The organism is Sphingobium sp. TomTYG65, assembly GCF_055395525.1.
In genome coordinates this window covers 590,903-603,267 of the sequence record NZ_AP027330.1, presented here as the reverse complement: position 1 = coordinate 603,267, position 12,365 = coordinate 590,903, and the positions used below count along the sequence as shown (strand labels likewise).

9 protein-coding genes and 1 tRNA gene are annotated in these 12,365 nt (G+C 63.3%); 6 read left to right on the top strand and 4 right to left on the bottom strand.

Annotation, left to right across the window (positions count from 1 at the left end; translation table 11 throughout):
• Positions 1–51 precede the first annotated feature (51 nt).
• Positions 52–128, top strand: a tRNA-Met gene (locus ACZ5Y5_RS03050).
• Positions 129–595: 467 nt separating this feature from the next.
• Here ACZ5Y5_RS03050 and ACZ5Y5_RS03045 read toward each other — a convergent pair.
• Entirely contained in the window at positions 596–1,498 is a 903-nt protein-coding gene (locus ACZ5Y5_RS03045) for a ThuA domain-containing protein (RefSeq protein WP_464809731.1), read from the bottom strand.
• A 45-nt stretch (positions 1,499–1,543) separates the two neighbouring features.
• Positions 1,544–3,442, bottom strand: coding sequence for a potassium transporter Kup (locus ACZ5Y5_RS03040; RefSeq protein WP_464809730.1), 1,899 nt, complete (start codon positions 3,440–3,442; stop codon positions 1,544–1,546).
• A 186-nt stretch (positions 3,443–3,628) separates the two neighbouring features.
• On the opposite strand from ACZ5Y5_RS03040, the gene ACZ5Y5_RS03035 reads away from it, so the two are divergent.
• On the top strand, positions 3,629–4,855 hold the full coding sequence (locus ACZ5Y5_RS03035; RefSeq protein WP_464809729.1) for an NAD(P)/FAD-dependent oxidoreductase: 1,227 nt from the start codon (positions 3,629–3,631) through the stop codon (positions 4,853–4,855).
• 61 nt (positions 4,856–4,916) lie between these two features.
• Here the strand turns inward: ACZ5Y5_RS03035 and ACZ5Y5_RS03030 are convergent, their stop codons facing one another.
• Entirely contained in the window at positions 4,917–6,491 is a 1,575-nt protein-coding gene (locus tag ACZ5Y5_RS03030) for a M28 family metallopeptidase (RefSeq protein ID WP_464810455.1), read from the bottom strand.
• Between the two features lie 158 nt (positions 6,492–6,649).
• On the opposite strand from ACZ5Y5_RS03030, the gene ACZ5Y5_RS03025 reads away from it, so the two are divergent.
• The 3 genes from ACZ5Y5_RS03025 (at position 6,650) to ACZ5Y5_RS03015 (ending at position 9,662) form a co-directional block, all read left to right on the top strand.
• Positions 6,650–7,360 carry a head GIN domain-containing protein gene (locus tag ACZ5Y5_RS03025; protein ID WP_464810454.1) on the top strand — a complete coding sequence of 237 codons (711 nt, stop codon included), beginning with the start codon at positions 6,650–6,652 and terminating at the stop codon, positions 7,358–7,360.
• Between the two features lie 186 nt (positions 7,361–7,546).
• Entirely contained in the window at positions 7,547–8,815 is a 1,269-nt protein-coding gene (locus ACZ5Y5_RS03020) for an ammonium transporter (RefSeq protein ID WP_464809728.1), read from the top strand.
• 4 nt (positions 8,816–8,819) lie between these two features.
• Positions 8,820–9,662, top strand: coding sequence for a glycosyltransferase (locus ACZ5Y5_RS03015; protein WP_464809727.1), 843 nt, complete (start codon positions 8,820–8,822; stop codon positions 9,660–9,662).
• Here the strand turns inward: ACZ5Y5_RS03015 and ACZ5Y5_RS03010 are convergent.
• Positions 9,659–10,990 (bottom strand): MFS transporter, encoded by a 1,332-nt coding sequence (locus tag ACZ5Y5_RS03010; protein WP_464809726.1) that lies wholly within the window; start codon positions 10,988–10,990, stop codon positions 9,659–9,661. The genes ACZ5Y5_RS03015 and ACZ5Y5_RS03010 overlap by 4 nt on opposite strands.
• A 166-nt stretch (positions 10,991–11,156) precedes the next feature.
• On the opposite strand from ACZ5Y5_RS03010, the gene cyoA reads away from it, so the two are divergent.
• The gene (gene cyoA, locus ACZ5Y5_RS03005; RefSeq protein WP_464810453.1) at positions 11,157–12,293 is read left to right on the top strand and encodes a ubiquinol oxidase subunit II; all 1,137 of its coding nucleotides are present in this window, start codon (positions 11,157–11,159) and stop codon (positions 12,291–12,293) included.
• Positions 12,294–12,365: the final 72 nt, after the last annotated feature.

The following is a 12,365-nucleotide window of genomic DNA, read 5'->3' as shown; positions in this document are numbered from 1 at the left end:
GCTTATAGCGCCGCCTCACCGCAGGGCCGAGCAGCCCGGCGCAGCCCTTGGGGCGGAGTAGCTCAGCTGGTTAGAGCAGCGGAATCATAATCCGCGTGTCGGGGGTTCAAGTCCCTCCTCCGCTACCAAATCTTCCTCGGATATCAGCGACTAGATGATCGCTCACGCATGTCGCGGGACTGTTTTCGCCTTGCGCACTTATCCCGGCAAGCGCGTATTTTTCTGCGATTTTCATGCCGACCGCGCCAGCTACCCGCAGGATCTATTCGGGATTACTACCGCTGCAAGGTGGACCAAGACCACATCATGGTTAATTCACATGCGCCAAGGGCGAAGGCCCCGGGGAAGCCCCGCGTTGCAGGCCAGCGCGGGGCTTTTCGCTCACTAACCTTAGACATAACCCTAATTCGTAAGGATGATGCGCAGAAGGCGTAGGGTTGCAACTTACCACCACGAAAGCGCTTATGCCTTCGCAGGTTACACCTGCAGTGCGACCCAACTTGCCCCAGCCTTCCTTTTAGTGAGGCGGGGCTTTTTGCTTAAAGCGTTGAATTGAGAGGCAGTTCCACAATTCAGCAGCAGCACCTCCCGGCGCTCACTCGGCTCCGCCCTCCCCTGGCGCAGCATCGCAGCCGCTCCCCTCCAGCCGAAGGGTCCACCTCAACCCGCCCAGCAGCATCTGCTGATGAGCCGGTTCCGCATAGGATTCAGCAGTGTGGCCGAGCGCGGAGTAGAGGACCCGCCCCTTCCCGACGCAATGCCACCAGGCGATGGGGTGATCCTTGCCCATGCGGATATATTTGCCGAACATGACTTCAGGATTGTAGCTGCCTTCGTCCAGCGTCGCGAGGATGTGGTAGCCTGGCTTGCGCGGCGGCTTATCAAAGGAATACCACTCATCCGTTCGCGTCCAGATGGGCGGCAAGGCGCGCGTTGCGGGATGGGTGCGGTCCTCGACGATCACCCGCGCCTTCTGAAACTGCGGCGACATCGGATGGCCGATGAAATTCGTTCCGATCACGTCATTGGCATACCAGGCCCAGCCCTTGTGAGAGCTGTCCCCGCTGGCATGAATGGCAAGAAGCCCGCCGCCCTTTTCGACGAAGGCTTTGAACGCGGCCTGCTGTTCAGGCGTGAAGACGTCGCCGCTCACATTATTGAACAGTATGGCATCGAACCGCGACAATATGTCAGGGCGGAAAACCGCGCCATTTTCTGTCTGGAAAGAGCCCCAGCCATTGTCCCGCGCAAAACGGGCGAATAGGCTGTTCGCGGCCGGAATTGCCTCTTCATGCCGGAAAGCGTTGGTCTTGGAAAAGATCAGCACCGCAGGACGCTTGATCTGCGCGGGCATCGGCGGCGGAACAGTTTCATGGTCGTGCTTGCCGCCCAGGAAGACGCGCTGGATCATGTCCCAGTTCATCGCGACGGAGATCGCAACCCAGGCCGCCAGGGCGAGCAGGCCCCACAACACTATCTTCTTGATCAGCCGAAACATCGACCAGCCCCTCCTCATATCGTCTGACTGCCTCACCCGGGCAGTTCAGATTTCCAGTTGCGAACCCAACTCGACGACGCGGTTGGTAGGCAGCTTGAAGAAGGCCATCGGGCTTTCCGCATTGCGCACCATCCACGCGAACAGCCGCTCGCGCCAGATCGCCATGCCGGGTCTCGATGACGGCACCAGCGTCTCACGGCTGAGGAAATAGCTGGTGTCGGCCACGCCGATCGGCCCGCCGCAATCGCGCACCGCCTTCATCGCCGCCGGCACATCGACATTTTCCATGAAGCCGTGCCGCAGGATGAGCCGGTAGAATCCCGCTCCATGATCCTCTGCGCTCGTTCGCCCTTCAAAGGGCAGGTGCGGCACATCTTCGGTGCGCACGGTCAGGATGATGTTGCGTTCATGCAGGATGCGGTTGTGCTTCACATTATGAAGCAGCGCAGGCGGCACGCCTTCCGTCGTTGACGAAAGAAAAATCGCCGTTCCCGGCACCCGCTTCAGCGACGCCCCGGCCGACTTGATGAACAGCTCCAGGTCCATAGCGTCTTCGCGCAGATAGTTGCGCATGATCCGACGACCCGTCGCCCAGGTTGTCAGCACCAGGAACGAAATGGCCGCCACCAGGAGCGGGAACCAGCCGCCGTCCGGAATCTTGGTGGCGTTGGACAGGAAATAGGCGCCATCGACAACCAGGAACAGTCCGATCACGACACTGGCCAGCACCCGGTTCCAGCGCCAAACGCTGAACGTCAGCACCGCCATCATGCAGGTGGTGATGACCATGGTGCCGGTGACGGCGATGCCGTAAGCGGCCGCCAGGCTGCTGGAACTGCCAAAGCCCAGCACCAGCATGATGACCAGCACCAGCAGCGCCCAATTGACCAGCGGAACATAAATCTGTCCCGCCGCCGATGCGCTGGTATGCAGGATGCGCAGGCGCGGCAGGAAACCCAGTTGCACAGCCTGGCGCGTGACGGAAAAAGCACCTGAAATCACCGCCTGGCTCGCGATCACGGTCGCCAGCGTCGCCAGGATCACCAGCGGCAACCGCGCCCATTCCGGCGCCAGCAGGAAGAAGGGGTTCTGTGCCGCCTCCGGATGGTCGAGCAGCAAAGCTCCCTGCCCCAGATAGTTCAGCATCAGGCACGGCAGCGCGGCGTAGAGCCAGGCGATGCTGATCGCCTTGCGTCCGAAATGCCCCATATCGGCGTAGAGCGCCTCCGCCCCGGTCACCGCCAGCACGACTGAGCCCAGCGCCAGAAAGGCGAGCTTCGGATTGATCTGAAAGAAATGCAGCGCCCACCAGGGATTGACGATCGAGACGATCTCGGGATGGCGCAGAATATTGGTGACGCCCAATATCGCCAGCACCAGAAAATAGACCGCCATCACCGGACCAAACAGCGCCCCCACCTTGGCGGTGCCGAAGCTCTGAATCACGAATAGCGCAATCAGGATCACGATGGCGATCGGCAGCACCATGGGCGTCAGCCCTTCCTGCACCACCGTCAGCCCTTCCACCGCCGAAAGCACGGAGATGGCTGGCGTGATGATCGCGTCGCCATAGAAAAGCGCCGTCGCCAGAACGCCCAGCACGGCGATCGTCGGTGTCCAGCGCGTCTCGCCCATCCTGCGGCCGATCAGCGCGAGCAAGGCCATGCTGCCGCCTTCGCCATGATTGTCAGCGCGCATGACGATGAACACATATTTGACCGTGACGACCAGCATCATGGTCCAGAAAATCAGCGACAATACGCCATAGATATGGACGGGATCGACGGCCAGCGGGTGGTGGCCTACGAAGCTTTCCTTCAGCGCATAAAGGGGCGAAGTACCGATATCGCCGAACACCACGCCTAGCGCGCCAAGCGCCAGCGCGGGTAACGGACCATGCTCACCATGGCTTCCGCCACTCGTCGCCACGTCTTTGTCAGCCATAAGGAAGGTCACCCCCGACTCCGGTGGCCGCCTATGCCACAGGGCGGGACGGCAACGCCATGGGGGACGCAACCGTGCGATAAATAATGTCCTCTCCGGCCCCGCGAATATCGGCCATGCCTCTTGTCAGCCCCCGGAAAGCGCGCCAATGACGGCTGCAACTTGGATTGAGGGGATTGCTGGCTGATGAGCCATTATGACGTTCTGATCGTCGGCGCCGGGCACGCAGGTGCGCAGGCTGCCATTTCGCTGCGTCAGCTGGGCTTCGAGGGCACCGTCGCCATGATCGGCGACGAAAAGGACCCGCCTTATGAGCGGCCGCCGCTGTCCAAAGAATATTTCGCAGGCGACAAGAGCTTCGACCGCATCCTGATCCGTCCCGCCAGCTTCTGGGACGATCGCAAGGTCGACATGCTGCTCGGCCACCGCGTCAAGGCCGTGGATCCGGTCGCCAAGACCGTCACGACGGGCGATCAGCAGATCGGCTATGGCAAGCTCATCTGGTGCACCGGCGGTAGCCCGCGCATGCTGACCTGCAACGGCGCGGATGCGGAAAATGTCCACGCCGTCCGCCGCCGCGACGATGTTGATGCGATGATGGCGAAGCTCGACCAGATCAACCATGTCACCGTCATCGGCGGCGGCTATATCGGCCTGGAAGCAGCCGCCGTGCTCAGCAAATTCGGCAAGAAGGTCGTTCTGCTCGAAGCGCTCGACCGCGTCCTCGCCCGCGTCGCTGGCGAGGAACTGTCGCGCTTCTATGAGGCGGAGCATCGCGCCCATGGCGTCGATCTGCGCACCGGCGCGAAGATGGACTGCATCGAGGTAACGGACGGCAAGGCGACCGCCGTGCTGATGCAAGACGGGGAGCGGATCGAAACCGACATGGTGATCGTCGGCATCGGCATCATTCCCGAAACCGGCCCGCTGATCGCGGCGGGCGCGGCCGGAGGCAATGGCGTCGACGTCGATGAATATTGCCGCACCAGCCTGCCCGACATCTACGCGGTTGGCGATTGCGCGGCGCATGCCAACCGCTTCGCCCGCGGCGCACAAATCCGTCTTGAATCGGTCCAGAACGCCAATGATCAGGCAAAAACCGCTGTCCAGCACATCCTGGGCAAGGAAGAAGCCTATGACGCGGTGCCCTGGTTCTGGTCGAACCAATATGACCTTAAGCTCCAGACGGTCGGCCTGTCGACCGGCCACGACCACACCATCCTGCGCGGCGATCCGGCCACGCGCAGCTTCTCGGTGCTGTATCTGAAGGCCGGCAAGCTGATCGCGCTCGACTGCGTCAATGCCGTCAAGGACTATGTCCAAGGCCGCGCTCATGTGGTCTCCGGCGCGTTGCTCGATCAGGCGCAACTCGCTGATCCCTCCGTGCCGCTGAAGGAAGTGGACCTCGCCTGAGCCTTTCGCGGCCCGTCATGCTGAACTTGTTTCAGCATGACGGCATGGGATAAGCCTGCTTCTACCGCGCAAAGCGCCGGAAGAAACTGTCCTTGTTCCACTCCGGCCGCTTCTTGGCATTCGCGACCTTCAGCGTCACGGCGGTCACATAATCGTTCAACTTCACCGACTCGCCCGGCATTACCAGCTGCTTGGTGTCATCGAACGGCGAATGATAGATATTCGCCCGCCAGCCCTTCTCCACCTCCGCTTCAGGCGTGCCGGCCTTGAAGCCATATTTGAAGAAGAGCGCCGGAATCCCCGCCCGAATGAAGCTATACTGGTCCGACCGGATGAAGACATTGCGATCCGGAAAGGGGTCGGGGGTGATCGGCAACTGCATCTGCGCGCTTACCGCCGCCGCCTGCTTGCCCAGGCTGCTCTGGTCATAGCCGATCGGCGTCACGCTGGTCAGCGGGAAGATCGGCAGCGCCATGTCGAAGTTCAGATCGGCCACCATCGCCCCGCGCGGCACCGTAGGCCGCTCGGTGAAATATTCCGACCCCAGCAGCCCCCTCTCCTCCCCCGTCACGACCGCGAACAATATGGAACGGCGCGGCTTGACCTTGCCCGCCTGCAGGCTCCGCGCGATTTCGATGAGGCTTGCAACCCCCGACGCATTGTCGAACGCGCCATTGTATATCGCGTCCCCCTTCATCGGCGTACCCACGCCATAGCCGTCCAGATGAGCGGACAGCACGACATATTCCTGCCGCAAGCGCCTGTCCGAACCCGGCATGACAGCAAGGATGTTGAAGCCAGTCAGGTCGGCCCGCCGCGCGGCCGCTCTCACCTTCAACCGCTGCGCCAGCGCAAAGCGCGGCACGGCCGCAGAGCTGTCCGCCGCCTTCGCCAGGTCAGCGAAGTCATGCCCCGTTCCCTCAAACAGCAGGGCCGACTTTGCCGGGTCCAACTGCGCGCTGAGGAACGGCGTCGCGCTGTCCCGCAGAGCGGCATCCTTGAAATAGAGCGCAGGCTGCGCCGACAGTGCGATCCGCCGCGCCCAGGGTATTTCCACCTGCTTGGGCGTCACCAATGTGATGAGCCCCACCGCCCCCTGCCGCGCCAGCCAGTTGGTCCGCTCCGACCGGGCATGGGATTTGAGCGCCCCTGAAATCGTCGCCGGACCGCCGGAAATGACCACGACGATCTTCCCTTTGACCTCCAGTCCCGCAAAATCGTCATGCCCCGCTTCCGGCAGGTGCAGCCCATAACCCGCGAAAACCAGCGGCGCGTCCAACATCGCCGGCACCGGCCCACCCCCGCCGGAAAGGATCAAGTCGCCCGGAATGGTGAGCGCCCTTTCCCCCGAAGCCCCCACCAAAACGGCGCTGCTTCCATCGGCAAGGATCGTCTGTTCGACAAAGCTGATGGGCTGGCGATAACCGTCACTACCCGCAGACTTCAGCCCCAATGCGCGGAACTGTTCGATGACGTAGGAAGCCGCCCGTTCAAATCCGCGCGATCCGGTCGCCCGTCCCTCATTGGCGTCACTCGCCAAAGTCTCGACATGGGACCACCATTGCCCTGCCCGGTCGACTGGCGCGCCCTGCGCCGACGCCCCCAGCATCGCCAGGGAAAAGAAGGGCAAAAGCATCCGAATCAATAATTTCCTCCTTCTTGAAGGATGGAGAACAATCATGCCGCTTCTCACCTGACGAACAAGCAGAAACGAACCGCCATCACCCCTTTGCCGATGGAGAAGCGGGCGCTATCACCTTGAGCGCAGACGCTTATCTGAAGGAAGGTCGCGCCATGGCAGGTGGATTGAGAAGGATTGCGTGGTCGGTTGCTCCGTTCGCCACTCTGTTCGCCACCCCCGCCGCAGCGGCGACGCACGGCTATACGATCACCAGCTTTGACGCGATCCGCGTCGATGCCCCGGTAGAGGTGATCATCACCACCGGCGCAGGCGCATCAGCCCGGGCGGAGGGGGATCAAGCCATGCTAGACCGCCTCAAGGTCGAAGTTTCGGGACGGCTGCTGACCGTGCGGATGGAGCGCGCCCGCCCCGGCGAAAAGTCAGGCGGCCGGGCAACCGTACGGCTATCGACCGGGACGTTGGAAAGGCTGGTGCTGACAGGCGGCGGCTCCGTGTCGGTCAGCCGGATGAAGGGATTGCGCGGCGACATCATCCTGGGCGGCAACGGCGACGTCAGCGTCGCGGCAGTGGATGTCGATCAACTCAATCTTGGCCTCGCGGGCGGGGGCCGCGCAACGCTTGCCGGACGCGCAGCCATCGCCTCGGTACGGGTGAACGGCCCTGGCGCAGTGGCCGCCGAAGGGCTCCGCGTGCGCCAGGCCACGGTGGGGAATGACGGACCGGGAAATGTCGTGCTGACCGCCGATGTAACGGCGAAGATCATGGCCTCCGGTTCCGGCGATGTGACCATCATGGGCAAGGCCGCATGCCAAGTCGATAACCGCGGCACCGGCCGTATCTCCTGCGGCGGCGAGGCTTATTAAGCTACGTCAATCGCCCTCCTCCTACGAAGGTGCGTAGCGACAAACGGAAAGACGCGCTCAGCGGCTTTTCAATCCAGCAGCTCACCCTCTCATCGAAGTGCGCTGCTTTCCAAGTCCGTCTTCCTTATCAAAGTCTTTACCGCACCGCCGCTAGGACGATCGCAACCGAAACCGCCGGATTGCCCGATGTTCGCTCGCTGCCTTCTCATCTTCCTTTTCCTCGCCTCGCCGCAGACGGCGAACGCGCAGGTCGCGGTGGCGGATAGCGGTGATACGGGCTGGATGATCGTCTGCGCCTTGCTTGTGCTGCTCGCCGCGCTTCCAGGCGTGCTGATGCGCCATGCGGGTCTGGTCAATGTGCGGAGCGCGCTGTCGGTAGCTACGCAGGGCCTGGCCGTCGCTGCAGGCGCATCGCTGGTCTGGGCCATTGCAGGCTACAGCCTCGCCTATGCGCCGGGAAGCAGTTGGCTTGGTGGTGGTGCGAACCTGCTGCTCGCCAATCTCGGCTATCTTCGCCAAGGGCTGACCATCCCCGAATCCGCATTCGTCCTTTTCCAGATGGCGCTCGCCCTGCTCGCCGTATGCCTGCTGCCCGGTGCAGTTGCTGAGCGGGCACGGTTCAGCTGGATGGCGGGACTTGCGCCCCTCTGGCTGCTCATCGTCTATGCGCCGCTCGTTCATGCCATCTGGGGTGGCGGCTGGCTCGCGGAGTTCGGCGTCATCGATTTCGCGGGCAGCCTTGTCATTCACATGAGCGCCGGATTTTCCGCACTGGCGCTGTTGTTGATCCTGGGCCGCCGCCGTACTTCTGCGAATGCCAGTCACGCGCCTTTGCTCAGCCTTGCCGGGGGCGTCCTGATCTGGATCGGCTGGGCGGGCATCGTCGGCGGATGGGCGCTGGGCGCAACGGACAATGCCGCTACCGCCATCCTCAACATGCATTTCGCAGCCTGCGCAGGCGCGCTCATCTGGATGCTGGCGGATCGGGTCACCACCGGCCATGTGAACCCCGCGGGTGCGCTATCGGGCGCCGTTGCGGGCTTGGTGGCGATCTCCGCTTCCGCAGCGCTGGCGGGAACAGGCGGCGCGATGCTCATCGGCCTCATCGCCGCACTGATCTGCCGTGCCGGGAAAGCGATGCTCGGCAAGAGGATCGATGATCCCGCAGGCATCTTCCTGCTCCATGGCATTGCCGGTCTGATCGGCACGATGTTGCTGCCACTCTTCGTTCAGCCTCTGCTCGGCGGCGTCGGCTTTGAAGGCGATGTCAGCCTGCGCGCCGTCATGCTCCACCAGCTGGCCGGGGTAGCCGTCGTCGCTCTGTGGTCGATGGCCGGAACCGCCATCGCCGCATTGCTGCTCTCGGTCGTGCTGCCAATGCGCATCACAGCGCGGGACGCTGCAGAGGGCCTCGATCAGATCGATCATGGTCAGCAGGGCTGGGACTTCCGCTAAGTCCATGGGCACAGCCGTCGGCATCTTCGCCCATCAGGAGGAGCGGCGGATCGGCAGGTGCCTTGCCTCGCTCCCACTGGATCGGCCGGATACCCGCTTTCATGTGCTGGTGAACGGAACGACCGACGCCACCGCCGCCCGCGCGCGCGATGCCGCTGGCGGACGCGCCAATGTGCTGGTCCACGATATCGCGGCGGGTGGAAAATCGCGGACCTGGAATCACTTCGTCCACGATCTGCTTAATGGCGATGAGGACGCCGTCATCTTTTTGGACGGCGACGCTGAAATCGCTCCGGGCTCAATCGATGCGCTGGTACAGGCGCTCTCAGATAATCAGGCGAACGCAGCTGCGGGCATGCCCCTCAATGGCCGCATGGCATCCCATTACCGCCGCCTGCTACGCGAAGAAGGCGGCCTCTTCGGTGATCTTTATGCCTTGTCCGGTACTTTCCTGGGCCGCATCCGTGCGCGCGGATTGCGGCTCCCGCAGGATTTGATCGGGGATGACGGTCTGGTCGCCGCCTGGGCGCATACCAACCTTGAAACCGACGCCGCCTGGAGCCGCGATCGCGTGATCGCCTGTGAGGCGGCGGGGTTCCTCTGCGAACCCGTGCGCTTCACCAGCCCCGCGACATGGCGGATGCAATATCGCCGCATGATCAACTATTCGGTCCGCTTCTTCCAGAACCGGATCATCTCCGACATCATGGGCCGCGAAGGACCTGACGGCCTGCCTGCCGAGCTGCGGCATCTTTATCCGCAATGGCTTCCCCGCTTCACGCCCCGTTCCGGCCCCACCGGCTGGTTCGACCGCAGGGCGCTGGCGCGGATGCGGGCCGCCGCTTAGCGGTCCTTGCCCGCAAGTTCCTTGTTGATGAACAGCGCCAGCCCGGTCACCACCGCGCCGGAGAAGAGATAGGCGCCCGAAGCCGCGAGCCCGAAGGTCACCGACAGCGCCAGCGCCACCAGCGGCGCGAACCCTGCGCCGACCAGCCAGGCCAGGTCGGACGTCAGCGCCGACCCCGTATAGCGCGTGGCGGTCGAGAAGTTGGACGCCACCACGCCCGACGACTGACCAAAGCTCAGCCCCAGCAGCATGAAACCCAGGATCATGAAGGCGATCTCCGCCAATTCCCCGCCGTTCAGCAGCAGCGGCGCGGCGATGCTGAAGATGCCGATACCCGCCGCCGACCAGGCCAGCAGCTTTCGCCGTCCCACCATGTCCGCGACAAAGCCCGACACGATGATCGCCAACACGCCCACAGTCGCGCCGATCGCCTCGATCACCAGGAACCGCTCCAGCGGCTGCTTCGTGTAAAGCGCGATCCACGACAGCGGGAACACCGACACCATATGGAACAGCGCAAAGCTCGCCAGCGGAGCAAAAGCGCCGATGATGATGTTCCGCCCGTCCGTCCGCACCGTCTCCAGCACCGGCGAAGGCTGCAGTTCGCGCGCTTCGAACAGCCGCTCGAATTCATGCGTCACCACGATCCGCAGCCGCGCGAACAGCGCAACCACGTTGATCGCGAAGGCTACGAAGAAGGGATAGCGCCAGCCCCACTCCAGGAAATCGGCGCGCGACAGCACCGACAGGAAGAAGGCGAACAACCCGCTCGCCACCAGCAGCGCCAGCGGCGCGCCAAGCTGCGGCATCATCGCGTACCAGCCGCGCTTGTTCTGCGGCGCGTTGAGCGACAGGAGCGACGCCAGCCCGTCCCAAGTCCCGCCCAGCGCCACGCCCTGCCCCGCGCGAAACGCCGCCAGCAGCACCGCGGACCATATGCCGATCGTCTCATATCCCGGCAGGAAGGCGATGAACGCCGTCGACCCGCCCAGCAGGAACAACGCGATGGTCAGCTTCACGCCTCGCCCATAGGCCCGGTCCACCGCCATGAAGATGAACGACCCGATCGGCCGGGTGATGAACGCCAGCGCGAAGATGGCGAAGGACCAGAGCGTCCCGGCAAGCGGGCTCAGATAGGGAAAGACATGCGCGGGAAAGACGATGCAGGACGCAATCGCATAAACGAAAAAGTCGAAAAACTCAGACGTCCGTCCGATGATGACGCCGATCGCGATCTCGCCGGGGGCAACCCGATGGTCGCGCGCGGTCACGAGGCGCGCGTCGCGCTCCAGCGGCGTGGAGGATGGCGTGGTGGTCGCGGCGTTCATCGGGTCTGGCGGGCCTTCATGCTGCGGGAACGATCCATGCCCAACATCGTTGCAGCATAGCGAATCGTCCCGGTGGTCGAAAGGCCATTGCCCTATTTTGCGCCTGCGAGGGGATAGGACAAAAGGTCCAATGTCGATCCCGAAGATCCCCTCCTATGCGGGCTTCATGACCGCACGCCCCGCCCGCATATTCCCTGCGTTTCTGCGCCGAATCGCACCCCTGCTGCTGTTGCCGCTCGGCGCGTGCGACATGGTGGTGATGTCGCCCGCCGGCGATGTCGCAATGCAGCAGCGGAATCTGATCCTCATCTCCACCCTGCTGATGTTGCTCATCATCCTGCCGGTCATGGCGATGACGGTCTGGTTCGCCTGGCGCTACCGGGAAAAGGCGGAGGCGAAGGATTATGATCCCGATTGGGACCATTCCACCAGCCTTGAACTGCTGATCTGGTCAGCCCCGCTGCTGATCATTATCGCGCTCGGCGCGATCACCTGGACCAGCACCCACCTGCTCGATCCCTATCGTCCGATCGAGCGCATCGACCACGCGCGCAAGGTCCAGCCAACGGCCAAGCGTCTCCAGGTCGAAGTGGTCGCGCTCGATTGGAAATGGCTGTTCATCTATCCTGAATTGGGCATCGCGACGGTCAACGAACTCGCCGCGCCGGTCGATCAGCCGATCGAGTTCAAAATCACCTCGGCAACGCTGATGAACAGCTTCTTCGTCCCCGCGCTCGCCGGACAGATTTACGCCATGCCCGGCATGCAGACGGTCCTCCACGCCGTCGCCAACAAGCCCGGCAATTTCGAAGGCTTCTCGGCCAACTATTCCGGCGCAGGCTTCTCCAACATGCGCTTCCGCTTCAAGGCGATGGACCAGGCAGGCTTCGACCGCTGGGTCGCGCAGGTCAAGGCCAGCACCGCCAAGCTCGACCGCGCAACCTATGTGAAGCTGGAGCAGCCGAGCGAGAAGGTCCCGCCGATGTATTTCGCTGGCGTCGAGCCCAAGCTGTTCCACGCCGCGCTCAACATGTGCGCCCAGCCCGGCAAGCGCTGCATGGACGAGGTCATGATGACCGACATGATGGGCGGCGGCGGCAAGGAATCCGCGCGTGATACCCAAGGGCTCCGCCATGACGGCACCATCGACGTCGGCGGCTTCCATCCGGTGGAACCGGGCAAGAAAGGCGAAATCGCCCAGCCCGCCGGCCTGACCCCAGCGGCGGAGCGCACGCCCGCCGAACAAGGTCATGAGGCTCCCGGCCAGAAAGACGCCGACGGGCATGCGCACCATGGGCAGTAAGATGCTTGCGGCCCCGCCCATCCCCTTTGCTTCTGGTGCGCCGCTGAACCACGCACTCCCCCACCCCTTCCC

Bases quoted from the DNA above. Each gene is read 5' to 3' on its own strand.
- ACZ5Y5_RS03025 (WP_464810454.1), top strand. From the start codon at position 6,650: ATGGCAGGTGGATTGAGAAGGATTGCGTGGTCGGTTGCTCCGTTCGCC.
- ACZ5Y5_RS03030 (WP_464810455.1), bottom strand. From the start codon at position 6,491: ATGCTTTTGCCCTTCTTTTCCCTGGCGATGCTGGGGGCGTCGGCGCAG.
- ACZ5Y5_RS03040 (WP_464809730.1), bottom strand. From the start codon at position 3,442: ATGGCTGACAAAGACGTGGCGACGAGTGGCGGAAGCCATGGTGAGCAT.
- ACZ5Y5_RS03020 (WP_464809728.1), top strand. From the start codon at position 7,547: ATGTTCGCTCGCTGCCTTCTCATCTTCCTTTTCCTCGCCTCGCCGCAG.
- ACZ5Y5_RS03010 (WP_464809726.1), bottom strand. From the start codon at position 10,990: ATGAACGCCGCGACCACCACGCCATCCTCCACGCCGCTGGAGCGCGAC.
- ACZ5Y5_RS03045 (WP_464809731.1), bottom strand. From the start codon at position 1,498: ATGTTTCGGCTGATCAAGAAGATAGTGTTGTGGGGCCTGCTCGCCCTG.
- cyoA (WP_464810453.1), top strand. From the start codon at position 11,157: ATGACCGCACGCCCCGCCCGCATATTCCCTGCGTTTCTGCGCCGAATC.
- ACZ5Y5_RS03035 (WP_464809729.1), top strand. From the start codon at position 3,629: ATGAGCCATTATGACGTTCTGATCGTCGGCGCCGGGCACGCAGGTGCG.
- ACZ5Y5_RS03015 (WP_464809727.1), top strand. From the start codon at position 8,820: ATGGGCACAGCCGTCGGCATCTTCGCCCATCAGGAGGAGCGGCGGATC.